The 17,114-nt window shown below is 65.1% G+C and carries 13 protein-coding genes; 3 read left to right on the top strand and 10 right to left on the bottom strand.

The annotated features are described in order from the left end of the window. Window positions 1–52: 52 nt before the first annotated feature. The 4 genes from H9639_RS00500 to H9639_RS00485 all read right to left on the bottom strand — a co-directional run bounded on the left by H9639_RS00500 (window position 53) and on the right by H9639_RS00485 (window position 6,729). Window positions 53–781: an amino acid ABC transporter ATP-binding protein gene (locus H9639_RS00500; protein ID WP_318241932.1), complete on the bottom strand. Its 729-nt coding sequence runs from the start codon at window positions 779–781 to the stop codon at window positions 53–55. Continuing rightward, window positions 778–2,250: an amino acid ABC transporter substrate-binding protein/permease gene (locus tag H9639_RS00495; protein ID WP_191806207.1), complete on the bottom strand. Its 1,473-nt coding sequence runs from the start codon at window positions 2,248–2,250 to the stop codon at window positions 778–780. Before H9639_RS00495 ends, H9639_RS00500 begins: the two co-directional genes overlap by 4 nt. A gap of 101 nt (window positions 2,251–2,351) precedes the next feature. Next, complete coding sequence (locus H9639_RS00490; RefSeq protein ID WP_191806206.1) at window positions 2,352–5,375, bottom strand: bifunctional [glutamine synthetase] adenylyltransferase/[glutamine synthetase]-adenylyl-L-tyrosine phosphorylase; 3,024 nt, start codon at window positions 5,373–5,375, stop codon at window positions 2,352–2,354. Window positions 5,376–5,388: 13 nt separating this feature from the next. Next, the gene (locus H9639_RS00485) at window positions 5,389–6,729 is read right to left on the bottom strand and encodes a glutamine synthetase family protein (RefSeq protein ID WP_191748495.1); all 1,341 of its coding nucleotides are present in this window, start codon (window positions 6,727–6,729) and stop codon (window positions 5,389–5,391) included. A gap of 161 nt (window positions 6,730–6,890) precedes the next feature. Here H9639_RS00485 and panB point away from each other — a divergent pair, with 161 nt between their 5' ends. Continuing rightward, the gene (gene panB / locus H9639_RS00480) at window positions 6,891–7,745 is read left to right on the top strand and encodes a 3-methyl-2-oxobutanoate hydroxymethyltransferase (RefSeq protein WP_191806205.1); all 855 of its coding nucleotides are present in this window, start codon (window positions 6,891–6,893) and stop codon (window positions 7,743–7,745) included. A 49-nt stretch (window positions 7,746–7,794) separates the two neighbouring features. Here the strand turns inward: panB and H9639_RS00475 are convergent, their stop codons facing one another. Continuing rightward, window positions 7,795–7,956: an SPOR domain-containing protein gene (locus tag H9639_RS00475; RefSeq protein ID WP_191806204.1), complete on the bottom strand. Its 162-nt coding sequence runs from the start codon at window positions 7,954–7,956 to the stop codon at window positions 7,795–7,797. Window positions 7,957–8,071: 115 nt separating this feature from the next. On the opposite strand from H9639_RS00475, the gene map reads away from it, so the two are divergent. Together map and ppgK are read left to right on the top strand one after the other, a co-directional pair. Next, window positions 8,072–8,950: a type I methionyl aminopeptidase gene (gene map, locus H9639_RS00470; RefSeq protein ID WP_191806203.1), complete on the top strand. Its 879-nt coding sequence runs from the start codon at window positions 8,072–8,074 to the stop codon at window positions 8,948–8,950. A 25-nt stretch (window positions 8,951–8,975) separates the two neighbouring features. Continuing rightward, on the top strand, window positions 8,976–9,773 hold the full coding sequence (gene ppgK / locus H9639_RS00465; protein WP_191806202.1) for a polyphosphate--glucose phosphotransferase: 798 nt from the start codon (window positions 8,976–8,978) through the stop codon (window positions 9,771–9,773). A 125-nt stretch (window positions 9,774–9,898) separates the two neighbouring features. Here the strand turns inward: ppgK and nrdR are convergent, their stop codons facing one another. From nrdR to lspA, 5 genes are all read right to left on the bottom strand, one after another. After that, on the bottom strand, window positions 9,899–10,396 hold the full coding sequence (gene nrdR, locus H9639_RS00460; protein WP_191806201.1) for a transcriptional regulator NrdR: 498 nt from the start codon (window positions 10,394–10,396) through the stop codon (window positions 9,899–9,901). A gap of 102 nt (window positions 10,397–10,498) precedes the next feature. Next, window positions 10,499–11,872, bottom strand: coding sequence for a histidinol dehydrogenase (hisD, locus tag H9639_RS00455; protein WP_191806200.1), 1,374 nt, complete (start codon window positions 11,870–11,872; stop codon window positions 10,499–10,501). A gap of 5 nt (window positions 11,873–11,877) precedes the next feature. Then, window positions 11,878–15,417, bottom strand: coding sequence for a DNA polymerase III subunit alpha (gene dnaE / locus H9639_RS00450; RefSeq protein WP_318241930.1), 3,540 nt, complete (start codon window positions 15,415–15,417; stop codon window positions 11,878–11,880). A 31-nt stretch (window positions 15,418–15,448) separates the two neighbouring features. Continuing rightward, the gene (locus H9639_RS00445; protein ID WP_191806199.1) at window positions 15,449–16,384 is read right to left on the bottom strand and encodes an RluA family pseudouridine synthase; all 936 of its coding nucleotides are present in this window, start codon (window positions 16,382–16,384) and stop codon (window positions 15,449–15,451) included. Further along, window positions 16,377–16,937, bottom strand: a complete 561-nt coding sequence (lspA, locus tag H9639_RS00440) for a signal peptidase II (RefSeq protein WP_191806198.1) — start codon at window positions 16,935–16,937, stop codon at window positions 16,377–16,379. The genes H9639_RS00445 and lspA overlap by 8 nt, the downstream gene beginning before the upstream one ends. Between the last annotated feature and the right edge of the window lie 177 nt (window positions 16,938–17,114).

Raw genomic sequence — 17,114 nt, 5'->3', positions numbered from 1 at the left:
GGTGCGGCACCCGGGAGGGCACCGCACCGCCGTCGTCGGCTGCTGGGAAAGGCTAAAGAACCTTGGCCAGGAAGTCCTGCAGGCGCGGGGACTCCGGATTGCCGAAGAGTTCCTCGGGTGAGTTCTCTTCCACCACGTAGCCGTCGGCCATAAAGATCACCCGGTCAGCGACTTCGCGTGCGAAGCCCATCTCGTGGGTGACAACAACCATGGTCATGCCCTCCTTGGCCAGGTCGCGGATGACCTGGAGGACTTCGCCGACCATTTCCGGGTCGAGCGCGGAGGTGGCTTCGTCGAACAGCATCACGTCCGGTTTCATCGCCAGTGCACGGGCGATGGCCACGCGCTGCTTCTGGCCGCCGGAGAGCTGGGCGGGGCGGGCATCGGCCTTGTCGGCCAGGCCCACGCGTTCCAGCAGTGCCAGGGCATTCTTCCGGACCTCAGCCTTGGAACCCTTCTTCAGTTCCACCGGGGCAAGCATGATGTTCTGCAGCACGCTCATGTGCGGGAACAGGTTGAAGTGCTGGAACACCATGCCGATCTGCTGGCGGACCTTGTTGAGGTCCACCTTCGGATCGGTGAGGTCAAAGCCGTCCACCACCACCTTCCCGGCGGTGATGTCTTCGAGCTTGTTCAGGCAGCGCAGGAACGTGGACTTGCCGGAGCCCGAGGGACCGATCACGCACACGACTTCGCCTTCGGCCACGGACACGTCCAGGCCCTTGAGGACCTCGTTGGTTCCGTAGGACTTGCGCAGGCCGATGGTTTGAATCTTGGTCACTTGTTGAACCTCTTATCCAGGACGTCCGCGAGCTTGGTCAGCAGCGTAATGACGATGAAGTACAGGGCCGCGACAATCAGCAGCACCTCGGCGGTACGGAAGTTCACCGCGTAGATCTGCTGCGCCTGGTAGGTCAGCTCGGCGAAACCGATGACGGCCAGCAGCGACGTGTCCTTCAAAGTGATCACGAACTGGTTGATGAAGGACGGCGTCATGATCTTGATGGCCTGCGGGATGACGACCTTCTGCATGGTCTTGCCGTAGCCCAGGCCCAGGCTGCGGGCAGCCTCCATCTGGCCCGGATCCACGGACTGGATGCCGCCGCGGACAATCTCCGTCATGTAGGCGCCGGCGTTCAGGCTCAGCGTCAGCACACCGGCGGTCAGCACATCGACCGGCTGCCCGATCAGCTGCGGCAGGCCGAAGTAGAAGAAGAAGGCCTGCACCAGCACCGGGGTGCCCCGGAAGATGCTGACGTAGGTGGTGGCGATGCCGCGCAGCACCACCTTGGAGCTGACTTTGAAGAAACCGAAAATGATACCCAGGATCAACGCGAAGAACAGCGAAAGGGCCGTCGCGAGCAGGGTCAGGCCGAGGCCCTTGGCAAAGGCGGGAGCGTTGTCGGTGACCAGGGACCAGAAGCTGGAGTCGGCGGCGCCGGCGTCCAGGTAGCGGTCCATGATTTCCTCGTACTCGCCGCTCTCCTGCAGGTTGGCCAGCCCGGCGTTGAAAGCTTCGAGGAGTTCCGGGTTGGAGCCGGCGTTGACGGCGAACCCATAGGAAGAACCGGCTTCCTTGTCGGTGACGGTCTTCAGCCCGTTGCCTGACTTGATGCCGTAGGCCAGGACCGGATAGTCGTCGAACACGGCAACGGAGGAGCCGGCCTTAACGTCGTCGTACATCTGCGCGGACTGCGCGAAAGCGATCACGTCGAAGCCGTACTGGTCCTTGATGGACTCTGCGAAGGCCTGGCCTTCGGTGCCGGTTTTCACGGCGACGCGCTTGCCTTCGAGGTCCTCGTACCCGGAGATGTCGTTGTTGTTCTCTGCAACGGCCATCTGGATGCCGGACTCGAAGTAGGGGTCCGAGAAGTCGAAGACCTTTTGGCGCTCCTCGGTGATCGACATTCCGGCGATCACGCCGTCCACCTGATTGGACTGCAGAGCCTGCAGAGCGGCGTCAAAACCCAGGGAGCGGATTTCGACGTCGAATCCCTGGTCCTCGGCGATGGCGTTGACGAGGTCCATGTCGATGCCGACGAGTTCACCGTTTTCACGGAACTCGAAGGGCGCGAACGTCGTGTCAGTGCCGATGGTAAAGGTTTTGCCCTCTACGCTGCCGGAGTCCTGCGTGGCAGCAAAGGCCCCGGAAGCAGGGATGCCCAGGAGCAGCGCCAAGGCTGCCAACAAGGTGGTGAGGGGAACCGCGAGTGAGGCGGGGCCTTTCAGCGCCCGTTTGCCACTGTGCAAAGTAAACGTCTCCTAGCTAATGGTCCGCGGCGATGCGCAGCAAACGCCATCGAAAAGACTACTAGGAATGCGGACGCCCAATTTACCGCCGGGCCCCGGGATCAGTCCTCTTCGAGGCCGTAACCGTAGAAATACCGCTCAAAAACGCCCCGTGCCCGCCGCGTCAGCCGCAGATAGTCCTCTTCCAAAACCCCGCCCTGACCTGCGGCGTAGCCGCACCAGCGGGCTACCGCCTCGAGTTCACGGCGGGATGAGGGCAGAACATCGGCGTTTCGTCCGCCACGGATCACATTTGCACAACGGATCCGGCTGGCCAGCAGCCAGCTCTCCCTCAGGATCTGTGTATCGGCCTCCGGAAGGAAGCCTGCGTCACCGATCGCGTCCAGCGCCGCCAGGGTTGCCGTGGTGCGCAGCGCGGGGTAGGAACGGGCGTGCCGCAGCTGCAGGAGCTGAACCAGCCACTCGACGTCGCTCAGTCCCCCGCGCCCCAGTTTGATGTGCCGGGAAGGATCCGCGCCGCGCGGCAGCCGCTCTGACTCGACCCGGGCTTTGATCCGCCGGATTTCCCGGACGTCGGCCGTCTCCAGGGACTCCGGATAGCGCAGCGGATCAATCAGCGAGATGAAATCCTCCGCGAGCCGGTCGTCGCCGGCCATGGGCCTGGCCCGGAGCAGGGCCTGGGCTTCCCAGGCCTGCGACCAGCGTTCGTAGTACCCGCGGTAGGAATCCAGTGTGCGCACCAGCGGTCCCTGCCGCCCTTCGGGACGCAGGCCGGCGTCCAGCTCCAGTACCCGTTCGGCCAGGACCGCCGGCTGGCAGGGCTGCTGCAGCAGGGAGGAAATCCGCCCGACGATGTGCTCTGCCTGCCGCTGGGCCGCCTGGGGATCGGCGCCGGGAAGGGGGCGGTGCACGTAAAGCACGTCAGCGTCGGAGCCGTAACCGATTTCGCGGCCGCCCTGCCGGCCCATAGCCACCACCAGCATGTCGGTGAGCTGTTCCTCGGCCCCGTAAATCTCGTTCTCGGCCGCATGCAGCGTCCCGAGGACGGCGGCCCGGTCATTGTCCGCCAGCGCTCTGCCAACCTCCTCCTGCGAGAGCAGACCGGCGCTGTCTGCCAGGGCGATGCGGAGCATTTCCCGGCGGCGGATCAGCCGGATCAGCCGCACCGCTTCCCCGGACCGGGGATGCCGGGACATCTTGGCGCGCATTTCCTGCCACAGGGCATCGAACCCGACGGGCACCAGGTCCTTGTCCGTGCCCAGCCAGGCCGTGGATTCCGGGGAGACTTCCAGCAGGTCGCTGATGAACCGGCTTGAGGACAGGATCTGGCACAGCCGTTCCCCGGCCGCGGAGGAGTCACGCAGCATGCCCAGATACCAGTGGCTGTCCCCCAGTGATTCGCTCAGCCGGCGGAACCCGAGGAGACCGGCGTCGGGATCAACGCCGTCCGCCAGCCAGCCCAGCAGCACCGGAAGCAGCTGCCGCTGCAGGGCTGCGCGGCGGCTGATCCCCTTGGTCAGCGCCTCGATGTGCCGCATGGCGCCCTTCGGGTCGGCGTAGCCCAGCGCGGCCAGGCGGGCCTGGGCGGCTTCGGGGGTGAGCCGGACCTCATCCTCGGAAAGATTGGAGGCGGTGTTCAGGAGCGGACGGTAGAAGATACTCTCGTGCAGGCGGCGGACCAGCCGCTTGGTCCGCTGCCAGGTTTCCAGCAGCCGCTCCGCGCTTGGCCGCACCAGCTGCAGGGAACCCGCAGAGGACTTGGACAGGGCGCGCAGTGCCGAGGGATCCTCCGGCATCAGGTGGGTCCGGCGCATGTGGACCAGCTGGATCCGGTGTTCCAGCACCCGCAGGTACCGGTAGGCGGCGTCGAGGTCCGCGGCGTCGCCCCGGCCAATGTAGCCCCCCTCGCTCAGCGCGGCGATCGCGGCGGTAGTGGTGCGCACCCGCAGTGTCTCGTCCACCCGGCCGTGGACCAGCTGCAGCAACTGAACGGTGAATTCCACGTCGCGCAGTCCGCCCGGGCCAAGCTTGATCTGCCGGGCCGCCTCGTGGGAGGGGATGTTCTCGGTCACCCGGCGCCGCATGGCCTGCACGGATTCGACGAAGTTCTCCCGCTCCGAACTGGACCAGATCAGCGGTGCAACGGCGTCCTCATAACGCCGCCCCAGCTCCGGATCGCCCGCCACCGCCCGGGCCTTGAGCAGGGCCTGGAACTCCCAGGTATGGGCCCAGCGCTGGTAATAGTGCAGGTGGGAGTCCAGGGTCCGGACCAGCGGCCCGTCCTTGCCCTCCGGCCGCAGGTTCGCATCCACGTCCCAGAGCCCGGGCTCCGGGGCCGAAGCGTTGATGACCCGGGAGATTCCCGCTGCTAAGGCCGTGCCGATCCGGCTGGCCAGGGTCTCGTCCAGGCCTGGCGCGTCGATCACATAGATGACGTCGACGTCGGAAATGTAGTTGAGTTCGCTGGCGCCGCACTTGCCCATGCCGATGACGGCGAGGCGCACCGCACAGATGTCGGTCGGTTCAAAGCTGGCTGCGAGTTCGGCCCGGGAAACGGCCAGCGCGGCCTCAAGCGCGGCGGCGGCCAGGTCTGCGAGCTCCCTGCCGACGGCGGGCATGATGTCTTCCGGGGAGGCCGCGCCGAGGTCCCGGACGGCAAGGTCCAGAAGATGGCGGCGGTACCGTGTCCTCAGCTGGACATAGGCTTCGGTCCCCGTGAGCCCGGCGACCGGATTCGGCCCGGAGCCGGCCCGGACGGATTCCAGCAGTGATGCCCGCAGTGTTCGGGCCGGGACTTCCGGTGGTTCCGCGGAAAGGCCGGCGTCGAGCAGGTCCGCATTCTCCGGATGCCGCATCACGAACTCGGCCAGCGCCTCAGAGGCTCCCAAAACGCGGAACAGGGCCTCGCTGCGGTCCGGCCCGGCGTTGACGAGTTCCCCCAGCGACGGGACCCGGCTCAGCAGCCGGACCAGGGACTGCAGAGCCATGTCCGGATTTGCTGCCCGGGAAAACCCGATAAAGAGTGTCTCCTCATCGATCCCGGCGAGTTCGGGCGCGCCAAGGAACCGTTCGCTCTTCTCCAAGTCGGTGAATCCGGCTGCGATCAGGCGTCTGGTGAGGCTCATGGCGGCGCTTTCGCTAGAGGATGCTCAGGTTCTTCTTCAGCTCGAATGCGGTAACCTGCTGGCGGTATTCATTCCAGTCCGCCTGCTTGTTACGCAGGAAGTTCTCGAACACCTGCTCGCCGAGGATGTCTGCCACCAGTTCGGAATCCTCCATCACACGGATCGCGTCGTGCAGGCTGGAGGGAAGCGGAGAGTGGCCCATGGCGCGGCGTTCGGCGGCGCTCAGTGACTCGATGTCATCTTCGGCCCCCGGCGGCAGCTCGTAGCCTTCCTCAATGCCCTTCAGACCGGCGCCGAGCAGCACGGCGTAGGAAAGATACGGGTTGGCTGCCGAGTCGATGCCGCGGTATTCGATTCGGGCGGACTGTCCCTTGCCCGGCTTGTACAGTGGCACGCGCAGCAGGGCCGAGCGGTTGTTGTGGCCCCAGGACAGGTAGCTGGGAGCTTCGCCGCCACCCCAGAGCCGCTTGTAGGAATTCACGAACTGGTTGGTCACGGCAGTGAACTCCGGTGCGTGGCGCAGGATGCCGGCCATGAACTGGCGCGCCGTGGAAGAGAGCTGGAACTCCGCTCCCGCTTCGAAGAAGGCATTCGAATCCCCCTCGAACAGGGAGAAGTGGGTGTGCATTCCGGAACCGGGGTGCGCGGTGAACGGCTTGGGCATAAACGTCGCGTAGCAGTTGGTCATCAGCGCGACTTCCTTGACCACTGTCCGGAAGGTCATGATGTTGTCCGCTGTCTGCAGCGCATCCGCGTAGCGCAGATCGATCTCGTTCTGGCCGGGGCCGGCCTCATGGTGGCTGAATTCCACGGAGATGCCCACGGCTTCCAGCATGGACACGGCCGTGCGGCGGAAATCCTGCGCCACTCCGCCGGGCACGTGGTCAAAGTAACCGGCCTGGTCCACCGGAACCGGTTCGCCGTCGGGGCCGGGCTGGTCCGACTTCAGCAGGTAGAACTCGATTTCGGGATGCGTGTAGCAGGTGAATCCCATGTCAGCAGCCTTGGCCAGCTGCCGCTTCAGGACGTTGCGCGGGTCGGCGGCGGAGGGCTGGCCGTCCGGGGTGAGGATGTCGCAGAACATCCGGGAGGTCTGCTCCTCGTCGCCGCGCCAGGGCAGGATCTGGAAGGTGGAGGGATCGGGCTGCGCCAGCATGTCGGATTCAAAAACCCGGGCCAGCCCCTCGATCGAAGAACCGTCGAAACCCAGTCCTTCCTCGAAGGCGCCCTCGACTTCGGCCGGTGCCAGGGCCACGGATTTCATGGACCCGACGACGTCGGTGAACCACAGCCGGACGAACCGCACGTCGCGCTCTTCGATCGTTCGCAGAACGAATTCCTGCTGGCGGTTCATGCCGTACCTCTTTCGCTGTGGACGCTGTCGCGGATCTGGAATCACTCTACCCAGCCGGGGCGGGTTTTCCGGTCCGCCGCCGATGGTGTGGCCGGAGATTACGTGCGGGTTCGTCAGGACGCGGGCCCTCCGGGCAGCCCAGGGTTTAGTAGGCTCGAAGCATGACCAGCGCTGAACAGCCCACACCGTACGGCACCGGCAAGGCCGCGAGCCCTGTCCCGCCCAAGCGCGTACGGATTTCCTACCTCCAGCAGCTCAAGGACAGCGGCGGTAAATTCGCCATGCTCACGGCGTACGACCAGTACACGGCTGCGATTTTTGACGAAGCCGGAATTGAGACGCTGCTCATCGGCGATTCCGCCGCGAACAATGTGATGGGCCACGAAACGACGCTGCCCATCACGCTGGACGAGATGATCGTGTTCGCCAAGTCCGTCTCCTCCGGCGCCAACCGGGCCCTGATCGTCTGCGACCTGCCGTTCGGCTCCTACGAGGTCTCCCCGGCCCAGGCCATCGCGTCATCGGTCCGGCTGATGAAGGAAGCCGGCGTCCAGGCGGTCAAGATGGAGGGCGGCGCCCACTATGCGGATCATGTGCGGTCGATGACCGCAGCCGGCATTCCTGTGATGGCCCATATCGGCTTCACGCCGCAGAGCGAGCATGCTCTGGGGGGCTACAAAGTCCAGGGCCGCGGCGACGCTGCGCAGGCGGTAGTGGACGACGCCGTCGCCCTCACAGAAGCCGGCGCATTCTGTGTCCTGATGGAAATGGTTCCGGCCGAAGTGGCGGCCGCCGTGGACGCTGCCGTCCCGGTCCCCACCATCGGCATCGGTGCCGGCAGCGCCACCACCGGACAGGTACTGGTCTGGCAGGACATGGCCGGTCTGGGTGCCGGCAAGGCACCGCGGTTCGTCAAGACCTACGCCGATCTCCGCACGGTGCTCTCGACTGCCGCCCGTGAGTTCGCTGACGAGGTGCGGACCGGAGTCTTCCCGGGCCCCGAGCACAGCTTCTAGGCCCGGCCGCCGCCCGGAGGCTGCGGCCGGAAGCGACCAGCTGCCGGGATCAGTCTTCGTCCTTGTCCCAGGCATCGTTCCGGGCCTGGACCTTCTGCAGTGCCAGTTCGGCCTCTTCCCGCGTCGGGTAGGGGCCGATCAGCTTTGTCCAGTCCGACTGCGGGCCAACCTCGACTTCATGGGTCTGCACGTTGAACCAGTACTCGGCCATAAGCCCTCCTTTGATTAGGCGTCCATGCCCCGCACGGCTGCCAGCCCCGGGCCGGTTGGCGGCTCAGTGGCCGGCCCATACGGCGGCACGAAGCGCTGGCGATAAGATCGATACTATGCCCGAAAATATTGCCACCGCACCTCTTGGACGCCTCCAGCCGGGAACAGTCAGCCCCCGCCGTCCCGTACCGGCGTCGATCCCCCGCCCGGAGTATGTGGACAAGGAAGCGCCGGCCAAGTTCACCGGATCCGAGGTCAAAACCGCGGAAACCATCGAAAGGATCCGCATTGCCAGCCGGATCGCGGCCCAGGCCATCGTGGAGGTCGGCAACCACATCAAACCCGGCGTCACCACCGATGCGCTGGACGCGGTAGCCCACGAGTTCCTGCTGGACCACCAGGCCTACCCGTCGACGCTGGGCTACCGGCATTTCCCCAAATCAATCTGCACGTCCGTGAACGAAGTGATCTGCCACGGCATCCCCGACACGACGGTTCTGGAAGACGGTGACATCGTCAACGTGGACATCACCGCGTTCATCAACGGCGTCCACGGGGACACGAACTTCACCTTCCTGTGCGGCGACGTCGACGAGGAGTCCCGGCTCCTGGTGGAGCGGACCGCCGAATCCCTGCGGCGCGCCATCAAGGCCGTGATGCCGGGCCGCGAAATCAACGTGATCGGCCGGACCATCGAGTCCTACGCCAAGCGTTTCGGGTACGGTGTGGTGCGTGACTTCACCGGTCACGGCGTCGGGGAAGCCTTCCACACCGGCCTGATCATCCCGCATTACGACGCCGCGCCCGCCTACAGCCGCCTCATCGAAACCGGGATGGTGTTTACCATAGAGCCTATGCTCACTCTCGGGACCATTGAGTGGGACATGTGGGACGACAACTGGACCGTTCTGACGAAGGACCGGAAGCGCACCGCACAGTTCGAACACACGCTGCTTGTCACCGACAGCGGTGCTGAAATCCTGACCCTTCCGTAGCGTTACGCCCTAGCACTGGAGAACCATGGCCAAGAAGCATAAGACCAAGCACGACGCCGTCATCGGGATCGACATCGGCGGCACCGGAATCAAGGGCGGAATCGTTGATCTTGCCAAGGGCAAGCTGATCGGCGAACGTTTCCGGATTCCGACCCCGCAGCCGGCGACCCCCGAGGCTGTCGCGGGTGTTGTCGGCCAGATCGTTGCCGAGCTCTCCTCCCGTCCGGACGGCCCCGGGACCGAGGTGCCCGTCGGCGTGACCTTCCCCGCGATCATCCAGCACGGTGTGGCCCGGTCAGCGGCCAACGTGGATAAGAGCTGGGTGGACACCGACGTGGACGCCCTGCTGACCAAGGCGCTTAACCGCGAAGTTCAGGTCATGAACGACGCCGACGCCGCGGGCCTTGCGGAGGCACGCTACGGCGCCGGCAAGGGCGTTCAGGGAACGGTCCTGGTCATTACGCTGGGCACCGGTATCGGCTCGGCCCTGATCTCCAACGGACGCCTCGTGCCCAACGCCGAACTCGGCCACCTGGAAATTGACGGTTACGACGCCGAGACGCGGGCGTCGGCGTCGGCACGGGAGCGGGACGATATTTCCTGGGAAGAGTATGCCAAGCGGCTGCAGCGCTACTTCTCCCACGTGGAGTTCCTGTTCTCCCCCGACCTGTTCGTCATCGGCGGCGGCATCTCCAAGCGCAGCGAGGACTTCCTGCCGATGCTGGACCTGCGTACGCCGCTGGTGACCGCCAGCCTGAAGAACAACGCCGGCATCGTCGGAGGCGCTCTGCAGGCGGCGCTGCACTTCAACTACCTGAAGTAAGTCCTGCCCAGAAAACCCCGGGCGCTGCAGCGCAGCGCCCGGGGTTTTCTGCGCTGGGAATCTACTGCGCTGGGAATCTACTGCGCTGGGAACCTACTGCGCTGGAAGTCTACTGAGCTGGGAATCTACTGAGCGGTGAGCGGGCGTTGGGTGCCCGCAGGGACACCGCTCAGCCGGGCTGATTCGGCCCGCAGCGCCGCGATGGCGGTCTCAAAGTCCTCGAGTGACTCGAAGGCCTGGTAAACGCTGGCGAAGCGAAGGTAAGCCACCTGGTCCAGCTTCTGCAGCGGCTGCAGGATCGCCAGGCCAACCTCGTGTGCCCGGATCTCAGCGACACCGGAAGCGCGGATGGTCTCCTCGACCTCCTGGGCCAGCAGGGCCAGATCATCCTCGCTGACAGGACGGCCCTGGCACGCCTTGCGGGCGCCGTTAATAACCTTGCTGCGGCTGAACGGTTCCGCCACCCCGGATCGTTTGATGACACTGAGGCTGGTGGTTTCCACCGTGCTGAACCGCCGCCCGCACTCCGGACATTGCCGGCGTCGGCGGATTGCGGAACCATCATCGGCCAAGCGGCTGTCCACAACCCTGGAGTCAGCGTTCCGGCAGAACGGACAGTACATTCGGCGGTCCTTTCAGGCGCTAGCGGCGGGATGCTTTCCGCACCCCGTTCAAAAGCAGTCGTATGGCTAATCTACAGCGGCGGGCTGAACGGTGCGGCGCACCTACCCCGCGAAACGGATGCTTACCGCTTCCCCGTGCGCGGGAAGGTCTTCGGCGCGGGAGAGCGCCACCACGTGCCCGCTGACCTCGCGCAGGGCTTCCCGGCTGTAGTCAATCACCTGGATGGCACGCATAAACGTGGTGACGTTCAGACCGGAGGAAAACGCCGCTGTTCCGGCCGTGGGCAGCACATGGTTGGAGCCGGAGCAGTAGTCCCCCAGGCTGACGGGACTGTAGCTGCCGACGAAGATCGCCCCCGCATTGCTAATCCGGGCAGCGGCAGCCGGCGCGTCAGAGGTTTGGACCTCCAGGTGTTCGGCTCCGTACGCGTTGCAGACGGCAATGCCCGCATCCAGGTTGTCCACCAGCACGACGGCGGACTGCTGCCCCGACAGTGCCGTCCGCACGCGCTCGGAGTGCTTGGTCGCCGGCACCTGGACATCCAGTTCAGCCCGGACGGCAACGGCCAGCTCCGGCGAATCGGTGACCAGGACGGATGCGGCATTGGGATCGTGCTCAGCCTGGCTGATCAGGTCAGCCGCGACGAGCTTCGGATCGGCGCTGCTGTCGGCCAGCACGGCGATTTCGGTGGGCCCGGCCTCGGCATCAATGCCCACAACCCCCTTGACCAGCCGCTTGGCGGTCGCGACGAACACATTGCCCGGACCGGTGACGACGTCAACCGGCTCGAGCGCGGGTCCACCGGCCGACGCAGGGATACCGTAGGCAAACGCTGCGATGGCCTGGGCACCGCCGACGGCGTACACCTCATCGATGCCAAGCAGTTCAGCCGCTGCCAGGATGGTGGGGTGCGGCAGGCCGCCGAATTCCTTCTGGGGAGGAGACGCCAGGGCCAGTGAGGCCACCCCGGCCGCCTGTGCGGGCACCACGTTCATCACCACGGAGGACGGGTAGACGGCCAGGCCGCCCGGAACGTACAGGCCCACACGGCGAACCGGAACCCAGCGCTGGGTGACGGTGGCGCCGTCGGCAATTCCAACCCCCACGTCGTCCGGGCGCTGCGCCTGGGCAAAGAGCCGGGCGCGCCGAATGGATTCCTCCAGACCTGCGCGCACCTCGGGATCCAGCCCGTCCAGGGCATCCCGCAGCGCCTGGCGCGGAACCAGCGGATGGACCTGCTCGACGCCGTCGAACTTCGATGCCAGCTCAGCCAGGGCGCCGAAGCCACGCGCACGGACGTCATCGATAATCGCCGTCACGATATCCGCGGCGACGTCGGTGGTGGTCTCGGCCCGCGGCATGGCAGCTTTCAGTTCGGCTGGGGAAAGCTCCCTGCCGCGCAGGTCGATGGTGCGCAGGGCCGAAAACGGCAGGTCGGAAGGTACATCTGGGGTGGAGGAAGTCACATTCCCCATTCTACCTAGCCATCGAGGCACGCCGGTCCCAGAAGGACTTTCAAGTCGCCGAAGAGGGACGGCGTGGGGTTTACGCGCATGTCCACGCCCAGTTTCATGACTTCCACGGTGCGGCTGCCGTTGAGCCGGATCTGCACCTCGGACGTTCCCGGATGGGTCCGCAGCACGTCTCCAAGCTGGGTCACCACGGTCTCCGTGGCCTTGTAGGTTGCCATGGAGATCACCACCGGACCGGAGTGCCCCTCACTGAGGTCCGGGACGGTGAGTTCCTGGGCATTCAGGGTCACGGCGCCGTCGTCCCGGCGCTGCAGCCGGCCGCGGACGACGACGATCAGGTCCTCCGCGAGCACGGCGGCGATCGGACCGTACACCTGCCCGAAGAACATCACTTCCATGGACCCGGCGAGGTCCTCAATTTCACAGCGGGCATAGGCGTTGCCGCTGTTCTTCGCGATCCGGCGCTGCAGCGAGGTGATCATGCCCGCGATGGTCACGATAGCGCCGTCCGGCGGCCCTTCCTCCCCCACAATCGAGGTGATGGAGGAATCCGCGTGCTGGCTCAGGATCCCCTCCAGGCCCTGCAGCGGGTGGTCGGAAACGTAGAGTCCAAGCATGTCCCGCTCGAAGGACAGCTTGTCTTTCTTCTCCCACTCGGGCAGGTCAGGGATGTCGATGCTGATCGAGGCCTCGGGCTCGGCTTCGCCGATTCCCGCGAACAAATCGAACTGGCCCACGGCCTCGTTCCGCTTGAGCACCACCACCGAGTCGATGGCTTCTTCGTGGATCATGGCCAGCGGCCGCCTGGCGTGTCCCATGGAGTCGAAGGCGCCGGCCTTGATGAGGGACTCGATGGTGCGCTTGTTGCAGACCACCGCCGGCACCTTCATCAGGAAGTCCTTGAAGTTGGTGTACGCGCCCTTCTCCTCGCGGGCGCCGACCATGGCGTGGACGACGTTGGCGCCGACGTTGCGGATGGCACCCATGCCGAAGCGGATGTCCTTGCCGACGGGGGTGAAGTTCACCGAGGATTCGTTGACGTCCGGCGGCAGCACGGTGATGCCCATCTTGCGGCACTCGTTCAGGTACATGGCCAGCTTGTCCTTGTCATCACCAACCGAGGTGAGCAGGGCGGCCATGTACTCGGCCGGATAGACCGCTTTCAGGTAAGCGGTCCAGTAGGACACCACACCGTATGCGGCGGAGTGGGCCTTGTTGAAGGCGTAGTCGGAGAACGGCAGCAGGATGTCCCACAGGGCCTTGATGGCTGCCTCGGAATAGCCGCGGTCGATCATGCCCTGGTGGAAGCCGGCGTACTGCTTATCCAGCTCGGACTTCTTTTTCTTGCCCATGGCGCGGCGGAGAATATCTGCCTGCCCCAGGCTGAAGCCGGCCACCTTCTGGGCAATGGCCATCACCTGTTCCTGATAAACAATCAGGCCGTAGGTGGTGTTCAGGATTTCCGCCAGCGGTTCCTCGAGCTCCGGATGGATCGGAGTAATTTCCTGCTGGCCCGTTTTCCGCAGCGCGTAGTTCGTGTGCGAGTTCGCGCCCATGGGGCCGGGCCGGTACAGCGCGATGACAGCGGAGATGTCTTCGAAGTTGTCCGGACGCATGCTCTTGAGCAGGGAGCGCATGGGGCCGCCGTCGAGCTGGAACACTCCCAGGGTGTCACCGCTGGCCAGGAGGTCGTACGCTTCCTTCAGATCCAGCGGGAGGTCTTCCAGGACCAGGTCCTCGCCCCGGTTTGCCTTAATGTTCTCCACGGCATCGGAGACGATCGTCAGGTTCCGCAGGCCGAGGAAGTCCATCTTGATCAGCCCCAGGCCTTCGCAGGTGGGGTAATCAAACTGGGTGATCACCTGTCCGTCCTGCTCGCGGCGCATGATCGGAATGATGTCGATCAGCGGGTCGGAAGACATGATGACGCCGGCTGCGTGCACGCCCCACTGGCGCTTCAGGCCTTCCAGGCCCAGCGCGGTCTCGAACACCCGCTGGGAATCGGGATCGGTGCGCAGCAGCTCCCGCAGCTCCTCCGCCTCGCCGTACCGCTTGGCTTCCTTGTTGTGCACATCGGCCAGGGACAGGCCCTTGCCCATCACGTCCGGCGGCATGGCCTTGGTCAGCCGCTCCCCGACGGAGAACGGGTAACCCATTACCCGTGAGGAGTCCTTCAGGGCCTGCTTGGCCTTGATGGTGCCGTAGGTGACGATCATGGCCACGCGCTCGTCGCCGTATTTTTCAGTGACGTAGTGGATCACTTCGGAGCGGCGCCGGTCATCGAAGTCGACGTCGAAGTCAGGCATGGAGACGCGGTCCGGGTTCAGGAACCGCTCGAAGATCAGCCCGTGCTGCAGCGGGTCCAGGTCGGTGATTCCCATGGCGTAGGCCGCCATCGAACCGGCGCCGGAACCGCGGCCGGGGCCGACGCGGATGCCGTTCTTCTTTGCCCAGTTAATGAAGTCGGCCACCACCAGGAAGTAACCCGGGAAGCCCATCTGCGCGATGATGCCCACTTCGTAGTCGGCCCGCTTGCGGACGGCGTCGGAGATACCCCCCGGGTAGCGGTGCTGGAGGCCCTTCTCCACCTCCTTGACGAACCAGGACTCCTCGTTCTCGCCCTCGGGGGTCGGGAACCGCGGCATGTAGTTGGCCTTGGTGTTGAACTCAACGTCACAGCGCTCGGCAATGAGCAGTGTGTTGTCACAGGCCTCCGGGTAGTCGCGGAACACGGCCCGCATCTCGTCCGGAGACTTGAGGTAGAACTCGTCGGCATCGAACTTGAAGCGTTTCGGGTCCGCGAGGGTGGACCCGGACTGCACGCACAGCAGGGCCGCGTGGGCCTTGGCGTCCTCGGCGTGGGTGTAGTGCAGGTCGTTCGTGGCTACCAGCGGCAGGTTCAGTTCGCGGGCCAGCTTGATCAGGTCAGCCTGGACGCTGCGCTCGATGTCCAGGCCGTGGTCCATCAGCTCGCAGAAGAAGTTCTCGGCACCGAAAATATCCCGGAAGTCCGAAGCCGCCTGCACGGCTTCCTTGTAGAGCCCCAGACGGAGTTTGGTCTGGACTTCGCCCGACGGGCAGCCGGTGGTGGCGATCAGGCCCTTGCCGTAGGTCTGCAGCAGCTCGCGGTCCATACGCGGCTTGTACAGCTGTCCCTCCAGGGACGCCAGCGAGGACATCCGGAACAGGTTGTGCATGCCCTCGGTGGTTTCGGCCCACATCGTCATGTGGGTGTAGGCACCGGCGCCGGAGACGTCATCACGTCCGCCGCCGCCCCACTTCACGCGGGTTTTGTCCTGACGGGCCGTGCCCGGAGTCAGGTACGCCTCGACGCCAATAATCGGCTTGATTCCCGAGTTGCGCGCCTTGTTCCAGAAGTCGAACGCACCAAAGACGAACCCATGGTCCGTCGTCGCCAACGCATTCATGCCCAGCTCATCAGCATGGCTGAACAGGTCGGTCAGCCGCGCGGCACCGTCCAGCATGGAGTACTCGGTGTGGTTATGAAGATGGACAAACGATTTCGACGAACTAGTTACTGAAGCCACCTAACCATTCTAGGTGCCCCGTTCCGGCCGCTTAGACGAGCCCGCTGTCCAGCGCGTCGAGCGCGTACTGCAGGTCCTGGGGGTACTCGCTGACAAATTCCACCCAGTTTCCGGTTCCGGGGTGGTTAAACCCCAGCTTCCGGGCGTGCAGCCACTGCCGGGTGAGCCCAAGTTCAGCTGCCAGGCGGGGATCGGCACCGTAGGTAAGGTCACCTGCACAGGGATGCCGCAGGGCGGAAAAATGCACCCGGATCTGATGGGTCCGGCCGGTTTCCAGGTGCACTTCCACCAGCGAGGCCCGGCCGAAGGCTTCCAGGACTTTGTAGTGCGTCACCGAAGCCCGCCCGTCATCCACCACGGCAAAGCGCCAGTCGTGGCCGGGGTGCCGGCCGATGGGTGCGTCGATGGTCCCGGCCAGCGGATCGGGCAGCCCCTGCACCAGTGCGTGGTATTCCTTTTCCACCGTACGGTCACGGAACGCCTGTTTCAGCAGGGTGTAGGCGTGTTCAGTCTTGGCGACGACCATCACACCGGAGGTGCCGACGTCGAGCCGGTGGACAATGCCCTGCCGTTCCCCGGCACCGGACGTCGAGATCCGGTAGCCGGCAGCAGCCAGCGCACCCACTACGGTCGGTCCGACCCACCCGGGCGACGGATGTGCGGCAACGCCAACAGGCTTGTCGATCACCACGAAGTGCTCGTCGTCGGCCAGGATCTTGAGGTCCTCGACCGGCTCCACGACTACGGCCAGGGGATCGGGAAGTTCCGGGACGTCGGCAGCCAGCTGGTCACCGGCGTGCAGGCGGTCAGACTTGGCCACCGGCTTGCCGGCGCGGGTCAGCCAGCCCTCGCCGCACCAGGTTGCCGCAGTGGAGCGGGAGACGTCCAGAAGGGACGCGAACACGGCGTCGGCCCGGCCGCCGTCGTGCTCCTCGCCCAGCGTAAAACGGGAGTGAATCTCAGGCATCTGCACTGTCCTTGCCGCTGACGGCGCGGGTGCCGTCCATGTTGATGCCGCGCAGAGTGAGCAGGCAGACAAGAATCACGCCAGACACCACACATGAATCGGCGATGTTAAAGATTGCGAAGTTCGGGAACGCAATGAAGTCCACGACATGGCCCTGACCAAAGGAGGGCTCACGGAAAAGCCTGTCGGTCAGGTTGCCTACGGCACCGCCGAGAACCAGGCCAAGTGCAATGCACCACCCTGTCGACCGCAGGCGGAACATGAGGTAGATCAGGAAACCGGACACCAGCACCATGATGATGGTGAAGATCCAGGTGTAGTCCGTGCCGATCGAGAAAGCAGCGCCGGGATTGCGGATGAAGTGCCAGCGAAGCAGCGGCGGCAGCACGTCCGTGACCTGGCCTTCGGTCATGGTGGCAACGACCCAGAGCTTGGTCAGCTGATCCAGAACCCAGCCGGCCAGCGCGACGCAGGCCATGATCAGTGCGTAGCGGGTCAGCGCGGCTTTCGGGCGCGGCGGCAGTGGCTGCGGTGCGTCAGAGGAGTCTGTCATGGTGCTTTCGGGGTCGGGCAGGCACAAAGCGCCGGCGCTGAGATGCTGGAACACTGGGTGGAACAGTCCGGTGGAACAGTACGGGCCGGGGGCCGGGAGACCCCGGCCACCGGCCCGTAATTCTGTTTACCAGTCTAATCCTGATTCATATCCGTCCAGACGGATCGAACGAAGCGT

Origin of the sequence: Arthrobacter gallicola, assembly GCF_014836775.1 — a bacterium.
Taxonomy (GTDB): domain Bacteria; phylum Actinomycetota; class Actinomycetes; order Actinomycetales; family Micrococcaceae; genus Arthrobacter_B; species Arthrobacter_B gallicola.
This window is presented reverse-complemented; position numbering and strand designations above follow the sequence as displayed.